The 17,669-nt window shown below is 37.6% G+C and carries 22 protein-coding genes; 9 read left to right on the top strand and 13 right to left on the bottom strand.

The window, feature by feature from the left end:
- Positions 1-191: 191 nt before the first annotated feature.
- Entirely contained in the window at positions 192-422 is a 231-nt protein-coding gene (locus ACFX4W_RS16705) for a DUF378 domain-containing protein (RefSeq protein WP_013059598.1), read from the top strand.
- 36 nt (positions 423-458) lie between these two features.
- On the opposite strand, the gene yugI is transcribed toward ACFX4W_RS16705, so the two are convergent.
- From yugI to ACFX4W_RS16720, 3 genes are all read right to left on the bottom strand, one after another.
- Positions 459-860, bottom strand: coding sequence for a S1 domain-containing post-transcriptional regulator GSP13 (yugI, locus tag ACFX4W_RS16710; protein ID WP_013059599.1), 402 nt, complete (start codon positions 858-860; stop codon positions 459-461).
- A gap of 207 nt (positions 861-1,067) precedes the next feature.
- Positions 1,068-2,228 (bottom strand): aminotransferase, encoded by a 1,161-nt coding sequence (locus ACFX4W_RS16715; protein ID WP_043977208.1) that lies wholly within the window; start codon positions 2,226-2,228, stop codon positions 1,068-1,070.
- A complete protein-coding gene (locus tag ACFX4W_RS16720) occupies positions 2,228-2,728 on the bottom strand; it encodes an Lrp/AsnC family transcriptional regulator (RefSeq protein ID WP_013059601.1) in 501 nt (166 codons plus the stop codon). The genes ACFX4W_RS16715 and ACFX4W_RS16720 overlap by 1 nt, the downstream gene beginning before the upstream one ends.
- Before the next feature lie 158 nt (positions 2,729-2,886).
- Between ACFX4W_RS16720 and ACFX4W_RS16725 the strand changes: the two genes are divergently transcribed.
- Both ACFX4W_RS16725 and ACFX4W_RS16730 read left to right on the top strand, forming a co-directional pair.
- Entirely contained in the window at positions 2,887-3,735 is an 849-nt protein-coding gene (locus ACFX4W_RS16725) for an alpha/beta fold hydrolase (RefSeq protein WP_013059602.1), read from the top strand.
- 168 nt (positions 3,736-3,903) lie between these two features.
- Entirely contained in the window at positions 3,904-5,076 is a 1,173-nt protein-coding gene (locus tag ACFX4W_RS16730; RefSeq protein WP_043977210.1) for a MalY/PatB family protein, read from the top strand.
- A gap of 35 nt (positions 5,077-5,111) precedes the next feature.
- On the opposite strand, the gene ACFX4W_RS16735 is transcribed toward ACFX4W_RS16730, so the two are convergent.
- Complete coding sequence (locus ACFX4W_RS16735; RefSeq protein ID WP_013059604.1) at positions 5,112-5,636, bottom strand: superoxide dismutase family protein; 525 nt, start codon at positions 5,634-5,636, stop codon at positions 5,112-5,114.
- 103 nt (positions 5,637-5,739) lie between these two features.
- On the bottom strand, positions 5,740-5,937 hold the full coding sequence (locus ACFX4W_RS16740) for a hypothetical protein (protein WP_078082210.1): 198 nt from the start codon (positions 5,935-5,937) through the stop codon (positions 5,740-5,742).
- An 85-nt stretch (positions 5,938-6,022) separates the two neighbouring features.
- On the opposite strand from ACFX4W_RS16740, the gene kapB reads away from it, so the two are divergent.
- Positions 6,023-6,403 (top strand): kinase-associated lipoprotein KapB, encoded by a 381-nt coding sequence (kapB, locus tag ACFX4W_RS16745; protein WP_013059606.1) that lies wholly within the window; start codon positions 6,023-6,025, stop codon positions 6,401-6,403.
- Positions 6,404-6,439: 36 nt separating this feature from the next.
- On the opposite strand, the gene kapD is transcribed toward kapB, so the two are convergent.
- Positions 6,440-7,054, bottom strand: a complete 615-nt coding sequence (gene kapD / locus ACFX4W_RS16750) for a 3'-5' exonuclease KapD (protein WP_013059607.1) — start codon at positions 7,052-7,054, stop codon at positions 6,440-6,442.
- Between the two features lie 348 nt (positions 7,055-7,402).
- The gene (locus ACFX4W_RS16755) at positions 7,403-7,786 is read right to left on the bottom strand and encodes a hotdog fold thioesterase (RefSeq protein WP_013059608.1); all 384 of its coding nucleotides are present in this window, start codon (positions 7,784-7,786) and stop codon (positions 7,403-7,405) included.
- Between the two features lie 106 nt (positions 7,787-7,892).
- Between ACFX4W_RS16755 and ACFX4W_RS16760 the strand changes: the two genes are divergently transcribed.
- The 3 genes from ACFX4W_RS16760 (at position 7,893) to ACFX4W_RS16770 (ending at position 9,282) form a co-directional block, all read left to right on the top strand.
- Positions 7,893-8,261: a YuzC family spore coat inner layer protein gene (locus ACFX4W_RS16760; protein ID WP_162215059.1), complete on the top strand. Its 369-nt coding sequence runs from the start codon at positions 7,893-7,895 to the stop codon at positions 8,259-8,261.
- 176 nt (positions 8,262-8,437) lie between these two features.
- Complete coding sequence (locus ACFX4W_RS16765) at positions 8,438-8,974, top strand: HD domain-containing protein (RefSeq protein ID WP_028409590.1); 537 nt, start codon at positions 8,438-8,440, stop codon at positions 8,972-8,974.
- Between the two features lie 116 nt (positions 8,975-9,090).
- Positions 9,091-9,282: a hypothetical protein gene (locus ACFX4W_RS16770; RefSeq protein ID WP_013059611.1), complete on the top strand. Its 192-nt coding sequence runs from the start codon at positions 9,091-9,093 to the stop codon at positions 9,280-9,282.
- A gap of 51 nt (positions 9,283-9,333) precedes the next feature.
- Here ACFX4W_RS16770 and ACFX4W_RS16775 read toward each other — a convergent pair whose 3' ends face one another.
- Complete coding sequence (locus tag ACFX4W_RS16775; protein WP_162215060.1) at positions 9,334-10,653, bottom strand: Na+/H+ antiporter family protein; 1,320 nt, start codon at positions 10,651-10,653, stop codon at positions 9,334-9,336.
- 267 nt (positions 10,654-10,920) lie between these two features.
- Positions 10,921-12,414, bottom strand: a complete 1,494-nt coding sequence (locus ACFX4W_RS16780) for a leucyl aminopeptidase (RefSeq protein ID WP_043977222.1) — start codon at positions 12,412-12,414, stop codon at positions 10,921-10,923.
- Between the two features lie 245 nt (positions 12,415-12,659).
- On the opposite strand from ACFX4W_RS16780, the gene ACFX4W_RS16785 reads away from it, so the two are divergent.
- On the top strand, positions 12,660-13,136 hold the full coding sequence (locus ACFX4W_RS16785) for a divergent PAP2 family protein (RefSeq protein ID WP_013059614.1): 477 nt from the start codon (positions 12,660-12,662) through the stop codon (positions 13,134-13,136).
- A gap of 42 nt (positions 13,137-13,178) precedes the next feature.
- Here ACFX4W_RS16785 and ACFX4W_RS16790 read toward each other — a convergent pair whose 3' ends face one another.
- The 3 genes from ACFX4W_RS16790 to ACFX4W_RS16800 form a co-directional block, all read right to left on the bottom strand.
- Positions 13,179-13,826: a 3D domain-containing protein gene (locus tag ACFX4W_RS16790; RefSeq protein WP_013085320.1), complete on the bottom strand. Its 648-nt coding sequence runs from the start codon at positions 13,824-13,826 to the stop codon at positions 13,179-13,181.
- Positions 13,827-13,907: 81 nt separating this feature from the next.
- Positions 13,908-14,231: a YuiB family protein gene (locus ACFX4W_RS16795; RefSeq protein WP_043977225.1), complete on the bottom strand. Its 324-nt coding sequence runs from the start codon at positions 14,229-14,231 to the stop codon at positions 13,908-13,910.
- 123 nt (positions 14,232-14,354) lie between these two features.
- Positions 14,355-15,569, bottom strand: a complete 1,215-nt coding sequence (locus ACFX4W_RS16800) for an NAD(P)/FAD-dependent oxidoreductase (protein WP_025752690.1) — start codon at positions 15,567-15,569, stop codon at positions 14,355-14,357.
- Between the two features lie 493 nt (positions 15,570-16,062).
- Here ACFX4W_RS16800 and ACFX4W_RS16805 point away from each other — a divergent pair, with 493 nt between their 5' ends.
- Positions 16,063-17,055 (top strand): NAD(P)/FAD-dependent oxidoreductase, encoded by a 993-nt coding sequence (locus ACFX4W_RS16805; protein ID WP_013059618.1) that lies wholly within the window; start codon positions 16,063-16,065, stop codon positions 17,053-17,055.
- Between the two features lie 27 nt (positions 17,056-17,082).
- Here the strand turns inward: ACFX4W_RS16805 and ACFX4W_RS16810 are convergent, their stop codons facing one another.
- Positions 17,083-17,601, bottom strand: a complete 519-nt coding sequence (locus ACFX4W_RS16810; protein WP_043977229.1) for a hypothetical protein — start codon at positions 17,599-17,601, stop codon at positions 17,083-17,085.
- Positions 17,602-17,669 lie beyond the last annotated feature (68 nt).

A 17,669-nucleotide genomic window follows, 5' to 3' on the forward strand; every position in this document is an offset into this window, starting at 1 on the left:
ATGCATCATTATGAAGAACAACTTTTTGATTGTAAAGAAAATTGACTTCCTAAAGATTATTCCCTGTTGGCTAGATGCTCACCCCATCCAAATGAACGTTTATTTGTCTGTATCTTCCAAAAGCAAATATGCATATTTCCCTCTAAAAAAAGCAGGCTAATAAGTGAACTACAAAACAAGGAGGGTTCATCATGAGTGGTATTCAACGTATTGCGCTCGTATTAACGATTATTGGAGCAATTAACTGGGGACTTATTGGCTTTTTTCAATTTGATTTAGTAGCAGCAATCTTCGGCGGTCAAACATCTGCTTTCTCCCGCATTATCTATGGATTGGTTGGAATCGCAGGACTGATTAACCTAGGTCTATTATTTAAACCTTCTGCTGAAGTAGAGCGTACAGAACCTAGAACGGAACATTAAAAAAAGAAGGATAGCTAAGCTATCCTTCTTTTTTTCTTATTTCTTAATTAGATCTTCGCGGTTTGATTGCTCAATCCACTCTTCTAATTTTTCTTTTAATGTGTTGAATCCTTGAGTAGATTCAGTATGAACTGTTGCTTGACCTTGACGTTTTTTAGCAGGTTTTTTAGGTGCAGAAGCTTCAGTTTTTTCTGGAGCTGGCTCAGTAGCACGAATAGATAAACCAATTTTACCAGTTGACTCATCAACAGATAAAACTTTAACGTTTACTTCGTCTCCTACTGATAAATGTTCGTTAATATCTTTAACGAAGCCATGTTTTACTTCTGAGATATGAACTAATCCTTGAGTTTCTTCATTTAATGCAACGAATGCACCGTATGGTTGAATTCCTGTTACTTTACCTTTTGTAACAGTACCGATTTCAAATTTTGACATATAAACACTCCTAGATACCTTATTATTTTCACCATTATAGCCAATTTAAAATTATAGCACAGTTCATAGATTGAATCAAAAAGTAGTTATACTATATTTATTATTTACCAATTTCGTCACAAATATAAACTAACACTACATTTCATCATAGCAAAAAAGATATTATATCAAACCGTCTATAGGATATGACATAATATCTTATTTTTATTATAACTTATTTTCAACAAAACGGCTAATCCGTTTTATGGATTCTTCTAATGATTCCATTGAAGAGGCGTATGAACAGCGAATATGTCCCTCTCCGCCTTTTCCAAATACATTGCCTGGCACCACGGCTACTCGCTCTTCAAGCAAAAGCTGCTCAGCGAATTCTTCCGATGACAATCCAGTTTTCTCGATAGAAGGGAACACATAAAACGCTCCTCCGGGAGAATGACATTCCAGACCAATTTGATTTAATGACTTCACCATATAGTTCCGTCTTCTGCGATAGCTTTTTCTCATCTCTTCTACGTCATGCTGCCCATTTTGTAGTGCTTCAATTGCTCCATATTGTGCCATGGTAGGCGCACACATCATTGTATACTGATGAATTTTCAGCATTGCTTTAGCAATCTCAGTTGGTGCACATATGTATCCAAGACGCCATCCAGTCATGGCAAACCCTTTAGAAAAGCCAGAAATAATAATAGTGCGTTCTTTCATCCCTTCTAAAGAAGCAATAGATGTAAATTCTTCATCATATGTTAATTCTGCATATATTTCATCCGTGATAACAAGCAAGTCATACTTTATGACAATATCCGCAATAGCCTGCAGCTCTTCTTTAGAGAGTGAGCTTCCTGTTGGATTATTAGGAGAGCATAAAAGAAGAGCTTTTGTGTTGCTTGTAATCACTTCTTCAATCTGCTTAGGCTGCAGCTTAAACTCTGTTTCTGCTGTTGTTTCAATTGCCACAGGAACTCCTCCTGCTAGCGAAATTAACGGGCTGTAGGACACAAAGTTTGGCTCTACGACAATAATCTCATCTTCAGGGTTAATCAAAGCCCTCATTGTAATGTCTAAAGCCTGACTTCCTCCAACGGTCACAATAATATCATCTTTATAATCATACGAGACGTTAAAATTTCTTTTCATATACTTCATAATTTCAAAGCGAAGCTCTAAAAGCCCCGCATTTGCTGTATAAGAGGTATATCCTCTTTCCAACGATAAAATACTCGCTTCTCGAACAGCCCAAGATGTGACAAAATCAGGTTCACCTACTCCAAGAGAGATGACGTTATCCATACTTGCTGCTAAATCAAAAAAGCGGCGAATACCTGAAGGTTTCAGCTGTTGTACAGTTGTTGACAAGCGCTCTTTCATTACGGAGACACCACGATTCTGCGATCTTCATCGCCTTGGTCGTAGATGGTACCATCGTGCTTGTATTTTTTCATAATAAAGTGAGTCGTTGTAGATAAAACAGAGTCTAGCGTAGAAAGCTTTTCAGAAACAAAAAATGCTACTTCAGACATTGATTTTTCTTCAATAATAACAGACAAATCATATGCTCCTGACATTAGGTACACGGATTTCACTTCTTGAAAACGATAGATGCGCTCCGCAATCTCATCAAAGCCTACTCCTCGCTTTGGTGCAACTTTTACATCTATCATAGCTGTGACGCCCTCATGTCCATCTACTCGTCTCCAGTTAATATCAGCTGAATATTGCACAATTACTTTTTCTCTCTCTAGCTTTTTAACAATATTAGAGGTTTCTTCAAACGTTAAATCCACCATTTTTGAAATACTATCTATCGAAATACGGCTATTTTTTTCTAGAATTTCTAAAATTTCTAACTCTTTTTCTTCTAAGAACACCGCGTTCCCCTCCTACAACGATTAAATTTTTTCACTTTTTCCATTATATCAAATTTAAACACATCTTTAATGTGAAATCTATACCGTTAATTGAGTTTCATTTTATAGATTGCTGGAAATTAGGACAGACTAGAAAGAAAAAGATGGAGTGAAACAAATTGACTGAATCTAAAATTACTTGCCACCAGCGTACTTTTAATGGAGTCAATGTTTACTACGAATGCCATAACTATCACCCTGATAAACCCGCCATTGTATTTATTCACGGCTTTTTATCATCGAGTTTTAGCTTTCGACGTTTAATTCCTTTATTTGAAGATACGTTTTCTATCATTACGCTGGACCTTCCGCCATTTGGGCGAAGTGAAAAATCGTTAACCTTTCAATACTCGTATAAAAATTTAGCCAGAATTGTCATCGAGTTGATTGAATATTTAAAGTTGAAAGATGTTGTACTATCGGGACACTCAATGGGAGGACAAGTTTGTTTAAACGTAGCAAAGTTAAAGCCTTCTTGCGTATCAAAACTAGTTCTTCTGTGCAGCTCAGCTTATTTAGGCCCCTCACATTATGGATTGGTTATGTCTTCTTATGTTCCCTTCTTTTATCTGTGGGTAAAAACGTGGCTTTCTCGCAAAGGTGTATTAGGCAACTTGCAAAATGTCGTATTTGATCATAAGTTAATCGACGAAGAAATGATTGATGGCTATACTGAACCATTTTTGGATGACCGTACGTTTATGGCTTTAACAAGAATGATTCGCGATCGAGAAGGAGACCTATCCTCAAAGGATTTGCAGCACATAAAAAAACCAAGTTTACTCATTTGGGGAGAAGAAGACCGGGTTGTTCCTTTGCATCTCGGACGTAAGTTAAAAGATGATTTAACAGACTCTACCTTTATCTCTTTAAAGGAAATTGGGCACCTTTTACCAGAAGAGTGTCCTGACATTGTGCAATCTCATATGGTCGATTTCTTGTACGGTGAAAAAGCCCTGTCTCAATAATGACGGGGCGGGTTCGTATATTGCACACGAGGCGCTAACTTTAATAAAAAATTCATTAGTCGTGCTTTAGCAATTTTTTCACTTTCTTTATTGACTTCACAAGTTAACTTCGTTGACAAACGTATTAAAAATAAGCAAACTATTATATTAAAAAAGGGGGTACTTTTATTGTCTACTTATTCTTTTGATCAATTAATTAACCGTACAGGTACGCAGTCCGTAAAGTGGGACAAAACTGATCTTGTTTTTGGAGCAAAAGATGTTCTGCCTTTTTGGGTAGCTGATATGGATTTCCAAGCGCCGCCTAATGTTCTTCAAACCATTAATGAGCGTGTCAAACACGGTATTTTCGGCTACACTTCCCCTACTGAATCTACGGCAAATGCTTTATCATCTTGGATAGAAAAAAAGCACCAGTGGACCATTGATCATGAATGGATTACATACAGTCCAGGAGTTGTATTTGCCTTAAGTATGGCTATTCAAGCATTTACGGAACCCGGAGATTCAATTTTAATTCAGCCTCCAGTCTATACTCCATTTTTTAACATGATAAAGGTAAATGATCGAGAAGTTGTTGAAAATCCGTTAAAACTTGCAGGCGATAAATACGAAATTGATTTTGCAGATTTAGAGCAAAAATTTGCAGAAGGTGTAAAATTAATGATTCTTTGCAGCCCTCATAATCCAGTAGGACGCGTGTGGACAAAAGAAGAACTGAAGAAGCTTGCCGATCTTTGTGAAAAATACAATGTATTAATTGTTTCAGATGAAATCCATTCTGATCTAATTTACCAGCCTTATAAACACATTCCCATTAGCATGGTGAGTGAAGATGCGGCCAATCGAACCATTACGTGTATGGCCCCTAGCAAAACATTTAATATACCGGGACTTCAGGCTTCAGCTGTTATTATTCCAAATGAGAAACTGCGCACACAGTATGTTCAGCAGCAGCAAAAGCAAGGGTTTTCTAATTTAAACACATTCGGAATAATTGGATTAGAGGCGGCTTACAGCGAAGGTGAAGAGTGGCTAGAAGCACTGCTTGTGTATCTGAAGAAAAATGTAGATCTCGTGACGCGTTTTATAAGTGATAACTTGCCTGAACTGCGAGTGGTTCAGCCAGAAGGAACTTATTTACTATGGATTGACTGCAACAAGCTGCATTTGTCAGAAGAAGAATTACATGAACGCTTATTAAAAAAAGGTAAAATCGCCGTAGAAAAAGGTGAAAAATACAGCTCCACATATGGAAAAGGCTTTATTCGCTTGAACATTGGCTGTTCACATGAACAACTTCAAGAAGGATTGAATCGCTTAAAAGTAGCTTTAACGTAAAAAACAGCGTTCTTTCTCACGAAAGAACGCTGTTTTTAATGTTTTTTTGAAATAACCCCGCAGGCGATTCTCTTTCCAGAATTACCTGATGGCTCTGTCATTCCGTCATCCCCTTGTTCGGTAATAACAAGAGATGAACCATCCATACGCTTAACAAGCGATGTCTTTCCTTCTTTTAACGTGACTTGAGGAACCATATCTGTTCCTGTATACGTCTGATCGTCTTCTACCACAATATTTTTCATATCGCCTAAATGCGGTCCTTTTGGATTTAACAGTCCGTGTTTCTTTTTATCAGGATCAAGGTGATTGCCCGCACTTTTAAAGTTAGGAGCTTTGCAAATTCCCATTTCATGAATATGTACGCCGTGTTCGCCAGGTGGAAGTCCACTTAAATTGTACGTAAACTCAATTCCATCGGCCTGTTCTTTCAACTTGACTGTACCGATGCTATCTCCATCTGCGTTATAGACTTTGACTTCTTTATTGGATATTTCTTTTTCCATACACCCCGTTAACAAGAAAAAAGGCACGGTTCCAATGAGTAGTAGTTTTTTCATGTTGCCCTCCAATCGCATATGCACTAGCGAAAGTTTTAGATGTCTTTCCATAGATTGTCCAGCAACATAATATTTTAAACGCTTACATTTTATTTGCATTTCATTACAGTGATTTCTTATTATCCTGTTCTTTTAGCTTTGCTTCTAACTCCTTCGTTTTTTCTTCTTCTTTTTTCGAAATCTTAATGATTAAACGCCATACTGCAACTGCTGCTAGTACAAAAATCGCCATAGTAGCAAAAGCAGGAATATATTCTCTTTTATCTTCCGGAAAATAAAGCAAAAACATTAAATACATCATGTACAACATCCTTTCATAGAAACGGTAGAGGGTTTTGATTTATACTGGTGATAACAAACAATTTACTTAAAGGAGATCTGGCAATATGACATTTACAATTGGTCAAACCGTTACGGCACTTTATAAAACTGGGAAATACATCGGTGAAATTACACAAGTTCGAGACCTGCATTATGTTGTGCGGATTCAAGCTGTGTTAAAGCATCCAGAACAAGGTGACTTACATAACCCTGGACAAGTGGACGTACCTTTTTTTCATGAGCGAAAAGCACTTGCATTTCGAGAGCAGGCCAATATTCCTCAAAAAATGGTTCATCTCTATGAAGACAGCGTTCCCGATTATAAAAATTCACTAAAAAAAGCGCTTGAATTAAAGATAGCTGAGCAACAAGCCAAAGATAGCCCTTTTGCTCAAGCAAGTATTGCCTGTTTAGAAGAGTTAAAAAAAGAGTACGGTATTCATTAAGTAAAAAGCCAAATTCACGTAGAAGTGATTTGGCTTTTATAATGCAAATTTATTTAATACTTTTGAAAAATCGATTCGATCTCCTATGGTCGTTGGCTCTGGTTTTTGAAGGTACCGCTTATCTTTTTCTACAAGCTTAAAGATGTTGAGTGTCGTCATCGCATCATCAAGCGCGCAGTGGTGCTTTCCAGTTCCTTCTTTACCGTACTCTTGCACAGCTTTCCAAAGGCCAGTTTGATTTTGATCTCCAAAAAAGCGCTTATACTCCATTGAAAGATCAATTTCTTTACCTGCAAAAGGAAATGGCACCTTATTTTTTTGACAGCACTGCCTTAATACTTTCATATCCATGTTCCCCCATGTAATGATCGTGCTGTGTTTATACATGCCCAGTCGCTGTACAAGCTGCTCTAGCGTAATGCCTTCATTTACTTGATTTTGTTCGATATGGAGAAATGATTTACAACGCTCAGTTAATTTTGTAAAGTGTGTAGGCTGTACGTAAGAGGAGAAACGATCAATGATTTCTTGATTTTTAACAAACACCAAACCAACTTCAATGATTTCCGGAAAAAAGCCTTTTGGAAAACCCTTATACTCTGGCATTGTAAATTCAAAATCAATGAATAAATACTGAGAGTTCTTATCCAATATTATCACCCCTTTGTAAAATAAACCGCCCTACTATATTAATGCTATTATAGCACGATTGAACAATCGGAAGGTCTATTTTCTGTTCTTATTTTTAATATTATGAATATTCTAGTTGCTGAATAAAAAGAATACTTTACTACTACTATATTCTAGAGCATGTCTCTATGCGCAGGGTAACTGTCACGAATAGACATAATTTCGCTTATTTTTTTACCTATTTTTTCACTTTTTTACGTATCCGCTCTTCCAAATTCTCTTTAAACTCTAACTCAAGTGTGTGAGGTGGCTCCTCCTGGCTCTAAAAGCATACCTCACACCTTCTAGACTAAGTAAGCATTCTTATGTTTAAGCTTTAGGCAGAATAGCAAGCGTACATCTGGATATACAGATTAAATTCTCTTCTTCATCTTGAATTTTCACTTCCCAAACCGCTGTTTTTTTTCCTTTATGTAAAGGAACGCCTATAGCTGTAACGATTCCGTCTTTTTTCCCTTTGATATGATTGGCATTAATTTCTAAACCTACGCAGATTTCTTTTTCGAGATCTACACTTTTAATGGCACCTAGACTAGCCACAGTTTCAGCTAACGCCACCGATGCTCCTCCGTGTAAAAGCCCGAATGGCTGACGCGTTCGTTCATCAACAGGCATCGTCGCCTCCACTCTTTGTTCACTCGCACTAATAATCTCAATTCCTAATGCTTCTAACAGCGTATCTTTTGTTTTCATATCCATACCTCCCTTTGTATCTAGTATACAATAACGGTTTTGCTACAACATATACGAACCCTCTACATATACATAATAAAAATCCGTTTTCTAGGAGGGTTCTTATATGAAATCATTTGCTCCCTTGTCTTACTATTGGCTACCGTACTACATGCCTCACCCTTATACATACAGGGTACCTAACTTACCTGAGGCGGACATCGCGACATTTCAGCAATCTCTTAAAGTTATTCCCTCTACGATGCAAAGCGCTACTATATTTATTCAAAGAGCTAATACTTCGCCAAATTTAATAAAAAAAATAAAAGCTGCTGCTCAAGAATCCAAAATGAGTGAAGTAAAAAGACTCATTCTTTCCACTGGTGTTAAGACAAAAATCGATGTTTTTTATACTCCAGACTATATTAAAATTACGTTTATTCATCCCGATAACCAATTTGACTGCTGTCACGTATCGTTAAATATTAGATGGTAAAATACAAGGAAAAAAGTCTTATTTTCTTCAAAAAAAGATGTACATGTTGTTTCGTTTCGAATATTATAATATATGCCATTTTTGTATGTAAAAACAAATTACACGATAATTGTATTTAGGATACAAATATGATATTGTATTTGGAAATATATTTTTTCTTTAGGAGGGATGACATGATGAGACATGTTACGCTAGTAGAAATTTTCACGCATCCTATCGCTCAAAAATATTTAACTCGATCTGGCGTTGCGCATGCTGTATCCGTCGCCTATCATGCGTTTCGTCTATCCGTACAGCATAATGTAAACCCGGATTTAGCTACAAAAGCAGCGCTACTTCATGATATTGGCCACTACGAGTGGTACACAAATGGTCAGTGGGATTATGAGAAGTATCGTCAAAATGATATTCACGCTATTAAAGGGGCTGAACGTGCACATAAATTACTCATTCGTTTGGGTGAGGAACCTCAGGCGGCAAAAGAAATTGCTTTAGCTATTTTACTACACACAGACTCATATTTGCCTGAAGGAACAATTCAACAACGCCCTCTTCAAAAAGTAGTCAAACTAGCTGACGAAGCTGATGAAGAGCCAGGCGGCAAACACCATTACCGTGAATTGGAATATAATCTGGCTGTAAAGAAAATTAAGGAGCTTGATAAGAAAGTGCTTGAACTTCTACATTCCAACCAATTTAAACAGTTAGGCTGACAGGGTTAACTCCTTTCATAAGAGTTAATCCTTTTTATTATTTCTCCTCATAATTCCCTGCAAATTACTCATACTACTTATTGATTCTCATTTTTGGTTAGTTAGGAGGAAGAAGAATGTCTAAAAACGCTAGAGGTTACGTGCAAGATTCTTGCACATCATTAAATCAGGCAAAAGCAAGCCTTGAACAAGCTCTTCAAACAGTAGAGAAAGATTCAAATCGTGAACGTATTGAACAATCTCTTCAGGCTGTAGAGCAAGCATTAGGAGCTTGTGACAGTACTGCTTCTACTCTTTCTCAAGCATGAAAAAAGCAGCCGGTTTTGATCGGCTGCTTTTTTTCATTATCGGGCCTCTATTTACAAGATAACCGAGGCAATCCACCCAAAAATAATAAGTGGAATGTTATAGTGAAGAAAAGTTGGTACACACGTATCCCAAATATGATCATGCTGACGATCGACTGCTAATCCAGATGTGGGTCCAAGCGTACTGTCTGAAGCTGGTGAACCAGCGTCTCCAAGCGCTCCTGCTGTACCAACAATACAAATCGTTGCCATTGGACTCATACCAAGTTCTAAGCAAAGAGGAACGAAAATAGTCGCGATAATTGGAATAGTAGAGAAAGAAGAACCAATGCCCATTGTCACTAAAAGCCCGATGACAAGCATAAGAAATGCCCCCAGCATTTGATTCCCTCCAATAAGAGCAACAGAATCTTTTACAAGCGCTTCTACATCTCCAGTTTCTTGAAGAACTTTTGCAAAACCAGAGGCTGACAGCATAACGAATCCAATGAAAGCCATCATTCTCATTCCGTTTGTTAATACTGGATCTGCTTCACTCCACTTCAAAGCTCCGCTGAAGTAAAGTACAACAATTCCTGCCAGCGCGCCAAAAATCATAGAATCTACTAAGAGCTGCACAGTTAAAGCTGCTACAATCGCAACCAAAGCTATAATAATGCCTCTTGTTGTATAACCTGTACTCTCTTCTGCACCTTGATCAATATCAATGTCTTCATACCGACGTGGTTTGCGGTATGAAATAAAAACAGCAAACAATAAGCCCGCTATCATTCCTAAAGCTGGCAGAGCCATCGCTGCGGTAATATCTCCTTTATCAATCGTTAGTCCACTTTCTTTAATGTTAGTAAATAAAATGTCGTGATAAATCTTACCGAATCCTGCCGGCAAATACATATAAGGTGTAACCAGTCCAAACGTAATAACGGTTGCGACTAATCGGCGATCGATTTTTAACTGATTAAATACTTTTAATAGAGGTGGAATTAAAAGCGGAATAAATGCAATGTGAACCGGAATAACGTTTTGAGAAAAACATGAAATAATAAGGATGATCAATAAGATCAGTACTTTTGACAGTGACTTCTTTTTCGTTTCTCCTTCTTTCCCTACTATTTTTAACGCTAGTTGAACAACGGCATCAGGCAGCCCTGTCCGCGAAACAGCCATTGCAAATCCTCCAAGCAAAGCATAGCTTAATGCAACAGAAGCACTATTTCCAAGACCATCTGTGTATATACTTACTGTATCTGTGAGGCTGATACCGCCAACAAGTCCTCCAATTAGCGCTCCTACTGCTAAAGAAAAGACAACGTTGATGCGCATTAAGCTCAAAATCAGCATCACGAGCACAGCTATTAATACTGCATTCATTTTGAAACCTCCATTTTTCTTTTTACTTTATCTCATTAAAACATTAGAGAGATAAACAACATATTCATTATATTAGGTATAGAAAAAAAGTCAATCATCTTACTAAATAAAAGTTTGTTTAACTTCTCTACACCCTTAACGATATAAGGATTTTTCTAAATAATCTTTTCTTACTAAAAAGAAAAAACATTATGTAAACATATTAAAAAAGAAGCATCATCGATGCTTCTTTTTACGTTTTTTTCTATCACTGCTATACTTTTTTCATTAATTGGCTTCAAATAAACAAACCATTGCAGCTAGTGTTCGCACCATCACGCCTGTTGCACCTGAAGGTCCTAACTCATGAGAAGCAGCGGATGTTGCAGTTCCAGCAATATCCAAGTGAACCCATGGTGTTTGCTCTGCAAACTCACCAATAAAAGTTCCTGCCATAATTGCGTGCCCCTCTCGTCCAGGAGAGTTATTTAAATCTGCTACCTTACTTCCCCGAACACGCTTTTTGTCTCGTTCCGTAATAGGCAGCTCCCAAATCGGTTCGCCTGTCTCAATGCTCGCTTTTTCTATTTGCTGCAATAAAGCAGAATCATTCGTCATTGCCCCCGTTGTATGTGTACCAAGAGCTACAATTACACCACCCGTTAATGTCGCCACGTCTACTAAATAATTTGCTCCGTGGTGTTTGGCATAGGAGATACCATCAGCTAACGCTAAACGCCCTTCAGCGTCTGTATTCAGTACTTCTATTGTCTTTCCATTCATTGCTGTAATTACGTCATCTGGCTTAAAAGCACGCGCGCTAATAACGTTGTCAGTTGATGGAATGACAGCTACTACGTTTTGATGAGGTTTTAATTCTCCAATCGCTTCCATTGCACCAAGAACAGATGCAGCTCCGCCCATATCTGTTTTCATACCTACAATCCCGTCTTTAGATTTAATAGAGTAACCACCTGTGTCAAAGGTAATCCCTTTTCCTACTAACCCAATAACGTCTTCCCATTTTTCTTTTCCTTGATATTTCAGGACAATCATTTTAGGAGGCTCTGCGGAACCTTGATTAACTGCTAACAGTGCGCCCATTCCCAATGTTTCCATCTCTTCTTTTTCTAAAATTTCATATTCAAAACCATATGTATGTGCCATTTCTACTGCATAATTAGCTAAATCTGTAGCCGTTAGCATGTTGCTTGGTAAGTTAACAAGGGTGCGCGCTGAGTTTGTTGCTTTTCCATACGTATATCCAACCAAAGCAGATTGTACCACGTCTTTATAAAAAGAAAACAGTTCAATTTTCTCAAGCTGCTTGTCAGGTTCGTTTGATTTCTTTTTGTAGTTTTCAAACTCGTACATAGCAAGCTGTTGAGCTTCTCCTAATAAAGCTGCAGTTTCTTGCTCTGACCACGCTCCCGTATCAAATGTAGAAAGGGCAACCGATGCGTTTGAAATCTTCGCTTCTTTTAACTTTTTAAATAACAGCCCAAAGCTCTCTTTGAGCCCATTTTTAGTTAGCGCTTGCTTTCGTCCGAGTCCCACAAAATAAAGACGTTTTGCTCCTAATTTTCCTAGTGTATGAATCGTTGATATACGTTTTTCTTGTACACGTATATCCCCTTCTTTAATCAAATGAATGAGCTGTCCACCTAAAGCTTCATCAATTTCTTTTAGAAGGCCTTCAAATTGTTGATTTTGATTAAATAACCCGATTACGAGCGCTTCTGTTTGATGATCAGCACCAAATGTTTCTACATGCGAAAACATAAAATTCCTCCCTTTTACGTATAGAGATTTTATTTTTATTTATCATCTGCTTTGTTTAATCTATTCAGCAAGTGGAATATATATCATATTCACCACTGTTTTCATCTATATACATATGATAGCAGAAATACAATTTTTAATCACAGTTCAAAAACCTTAGTTTCACACATATACTTTCATCTACCGCTTTTTTCATCATACGGGTTTAGCTTTTCAGACATTTTAAGTTGAGGGAGGACGTCTCAATGGATTTATTCTCAAATTTTCCACTTTGGAGTTCATTAATCGCTATTTTCTTTGCTCAATTTATTAAGATTCCCCTTTCTTTTGTAGCTACTAAGAAAATAGACGGCAGCTTATTTTTTAGTACGGGAGGCATGCCAAGCTCCCACTCCGCAGCAGTAACTTCCTTAGCAACTGCCATTGGGCTAGCAGAAGGTCTTAAATCCCCTATTTTTGCTCTCTCCGCTATTTTTGCCATTATTGTCATGTTCGATGCTAAAGGAGTAAGAAGACATGCAGGAGAGCAAGCAACGGTTTTAAATCGTTTGGTTGAAGACTTTCAGCGCGCAGTAAAAGAGGCAAAGCTGTGGACGACCAATGAAGAAGACGAAAAACAAGTGAAGCTAAAAGAGCTACTTGGACATAAGCCTATTGAAGTTTTCTTTGGGGCCTTAACCGGGATAGCAGTTGCTTTTGTAACGTATTATGTATGGCCATAAAACATAAGAAAACACATGAAGAGTTCTTCATGTGTTTCTCGTTTATTTTACCTGCTGGCGAAAAACTTGCATCGACTTTTTTTCATTCAGCATTGTTAACTCTTCTTCAGTTAAGCGGCCGTCCCCTGATTTTACTACATAGACGTTTAATTCTTTTTTACCCCATATGTTGTACACATCGGAAACAGTCTCAAAATATAAATCAAGATGATTGCCTTTAATAGCCCCACCTTTATCTGCTACCACTCCATAGCCATAGCCCGGAATAAACAAGATCGTGCCGATTGGAAATATGGTTAAATCAGCAGCGATGGTTGAATACAAGTCACGTTTTACTTTAACGCCCGAATATGTAATACCATACCCTGGATGATTGGGATTTTTCCCAGTTGATTCGTAACCAGCTGTGTAACCCGTAGCCAATACATTCTTAGTTGGATAACGCGACCAATCAAATGCTTCTTCAATCGTCAGACGCTCTTTGTCATTGCTAGCCGCTTCAGCTCTTAGTGGTTTTAGAAATGATGGCAAGAGCCTTTCATTCATTAGAGGATGCCCTGTACTGTTTATAAAAGGCATATATTTGATGACTGTAGTTATTGGGACGCCGGTAATTGCTTCATATGTTGTAAACAGCGCTCCGACCAGTAGTAGGCACATAATGAATCGCTTTGCTATTTTTCCAATCATTGTGATTTCCACAACTCCTCTCACGAATCTATTTGTTTCCAACATAAAAACAAATTATTCGTTTGCGAGAAGAATTTACATTTAAAACATTTGGTACCCTCTTGTTCGTAAAGATTTAATAGTAATGCCTGAAGCTAGTGCACCTATAAAACCAGCCATTAAAATCACAATGTCAGCTGTGGCTAAAGACAGCACTTTTGTCCCTAGCTGCTGAAAGGAGTGAGTGGGATGTTGAATGTAATCCACCGCTCTTACATCATCAATAATAAAAATAAAAATCACGGGATAAATAATGGCCATAATCCAAGACATGCGAAGCAGCATATTCAATAAGAAACCGATTCCAAAAAACAAAACAAAAAACAACAAGATGGAGATAATTAGTACAGGCACACTCATTTCCATTGCTTTTCGCCTCCGTTACTCTTTATACTCTCAGTTTACTTAAGAGTAATGAAGGCGTCAATCACAGAAAAGTAAGTTAATACCAAAAAAAGCAAAAGGTTTAAAGACCTTTTGCTTTTTGTTTTAAAAGAAATTAAATTTTCCTTTTTTCAATACAAGACCTGCTCCGCCTTGAAGGAAAAGCGAGCGATTATCAACAACTTTTTTCATAAAAGATGCGCTTGAACCAAATAGTTTTCGACCATATACAACGCCAATTGCGTCATCATGCCCTAACGAACATACCGTTCCTTTAATATCTGGTTTGAACTCGCTTAATTCCTTTTGACCTTTCATCAAACGGCTAATATTTTCAGCGCAGGTACCGCCTTGCTGCATAGCAATTTGAGCTGTTGGCGGATAAGGACGTTCTGTTTCAGGGTTAATCATTAGTGAACAATCTCCAATAACAAACACATCTTCATGCCCTGGTGCCAGCAAGCTATTGCTTACTTTTACACGTCCGCGCATGTTCTCAAATCCAGCTTTTTCAATCACATGACTGCCTCGAACACCCGCAGCCCATACAACTGTTGCTGATTTGATTTCTTCTACTTGGTCATCTTTTGATACAATAATTCCTTCTTCTGTACACTCTTTAATCGCTGTTCCGATCTTGAACTCGATTCCTTTTCGTTCTAGTTGTGTTACCGCATATTCTACAAGTTCTGGATCAAAACCTGGCAAAGCCGTAGGGGCTGCTTCTACACAAATAACGCGTACTTTTTCACGCGGAATATCAAACTCTTTGCAAAGCTGAGGGACTCGATTTGCTAATTCTCCCACAAATTCAATGCCAGTAAAGCCAGCACCCCCAACAATAATGGTCAGAAGTTCGTCTCTTTTTTCCACTTCATTGTTGTACGTCGCAAACACATAATCAATATGCTCACGAATTTGACGTGCTGCATTAATGCTCGTAATGGTAAATGCATGTTCTTTTAAACCTTTAATTCCGAAAGTTTCTGCTTCATACCCTAAAGCAACAACTAAATAATCGTACGTTAGCTCACTGTTTTCAAGAAGAACACGCTTTTCATCTAACTTAATATCTACGACCGTGTCTTTGATAAATGTAACCTTATTTGTGTTAATTAAATTTTTAACAGGAACACGAGAGCGATCTTGATGAATTGTACCTGCTGATACTTCATGAAGCCATGTCGTTTCGTAATGGTAATCGTTTTTATTTACCAAAACAATTTCCGCATCACTAGCACCCAGTTTCTTTTGTAAATTAACAATTGTCATAATGCCGCCATACCCGGCACCCAAAATGACGATTTTAGGCTTTTTCATAGGAATGTCATCCACCTTTTTTAGTTATAGTCACAAGTATGTCTTACAAATATAATGATAAGAGCAATTTTATTTGGTTTGCTTTTTTATGTTAGTTTGAGCAAGAACGATCATCGCTATCCATTTATTATTCATATAAGAAAAATAATGTGAATCACTTCACGTTCTTTTTTAAAAAAATACATTTTTCTTTTTCAAAAAAAATGTAAGCATAAGCCCTAGCTTGATTTACACAAACATCTTATGCTTTTTTAATCGGTTTTTCAACCCTTCACTTTGTATTTACAAGCTTTTAAATTTTCAATTACTTTCCTGTATACCCAGTTTTATATTTGACCAAAACGTGTGGTTATGTTAATGATTACAAATACTGATCTTTAAGTTGAGAAAGTTTCTCAAACATTCCAGCGTGTTTTAATGATATTTTATAATTTACTATGCTATCATAAAGTAGAATATGCATTGGCACAGAACAATCTAGAGGTGATTATAAATGAAAGAAGATAAACAAGTATATGATATTACCATCATCGGAGGCGGCCCTACAGGCTTATTTACAGCATTTTATGGCGGTATGCGTCAAGCGAGCGTAAAAATTATTGAAAGCTTACCACAGCTTGGTGGACAGCTTTCTGCTTTATATCCTGAAAAATATATTTATGACGTAGCTGGTTTTCCAAAAGTACGCGCTCAAGAATTAGTCAATAACCTAAAAGAGCAAATGGATCAATTTAAACCTGCAGTTGCGCTAGAGCAAGCCGTAGAAAAGGTAGAAAAACAAGCGGACGGCGTATTTCGATTAACTACTAATTCTGAAGTCCACTATTCAAAAACAATTATTATTACGGCTGGAAACGGTGCATTTAAGCCCCGTAAAATCGAGCTAGAAAACGCAGAACAGTTCGAGCAAACGAATCTTCATTATTTTGTGGATGATATGAATAAATTCAAAGGCCGCAAAGTATTAGTGTGCGGGGGCGGGGATTCTGCTGTAGACTGGTCTCTTATGTTAGAGCCGATCGCAGAAAAAGTAACGTTAACGCATCGCCGAGACAAGTTCCGCGCTCATGAACACAGCGTAGAAAACTTGCATAATTCATCAGTTGATATTAAAACACCGTATGTACCGGTTGAATTTATTGGAGATGACCGTATTACACAAGTTGTGTTAGAAAATACAAAAGGCGAAGAAAAGACAGTAGTAGACGTAGATGATGTTATTGTAAACTTTGGATTTGTTTCTTCTCTAGGTCCAATTAAAGAATGGGACTTAGATTTAGAGAAAAATGCAATTGTTGTTAACTCAAAGCAAGAAACAAATATTCCTGGCATCTATGCAGCAGGTGATGTCTGCACATATGATGGAAAAGTAAAACTCATCGTGGCAGGATTTGGCGAAGGTCCGACTGCCGTTAATAACGCTAAAGCATACATTGATCCAAAGGCTCGCTTACAGCCTATGCACAGTACGTCAATGTTCTCATAAAAAAAGCAGGCTCTCGCCTGCTTTTTTTCATTGCTGGATTGGTGTAACCATTCGATGGATGATTTCACTCATCATTTCTGCATCACTGCTTACTAAACAGATTTCATAAAAGGAATGGTTTCCTTCTTGACTAGTTACGCTCATTCTGTAGGCCTTCAAACCTTCGAGCTTACTTAAATATTTTACTACCTCTGATTGACCGACAATACGTTCAATAAGTAAAATATGCTCTCCTTCAACTGCTCCGTAGCTTTCAGCCAGAGATGCGTTAGCATTTTCATAATAGCGAATGTAAGGTTCAGAATGGTTAAGAGGCGCAGAGGACGAGTTTTGATGACAGGCTTCACCTGAGGAAAAAGGCAAATGTTGAACAAATAAATGCGATTCACTGAAGTGAATACTTTTTGCATCCTTAGACTCCATTTTCCTACTTTCAAGTTTTAACCAGTTTATAAACCCCTTCCATAGAATAGGCAGGGTGTTTTTTTTGCGAAAACTTCCGTACCCTCCTACTTGTTCCGCTTCGTAACGAGTCGCATCTATCAAATCCGTTCATCTCCTCTTTTTTATTGAGTATAAAAAAGACTGATTATTCAGTCAACAAGTTTGACAGA

It is taken from the genome of Priestia sp. YIM B13489, from assembly GCF_042787645.1.
Classification (GTDB): Bacteria; Bacillota; Bacilli; order Bacillales; family Bacillaceae_H; genus Priestia; species Priestia megaterium.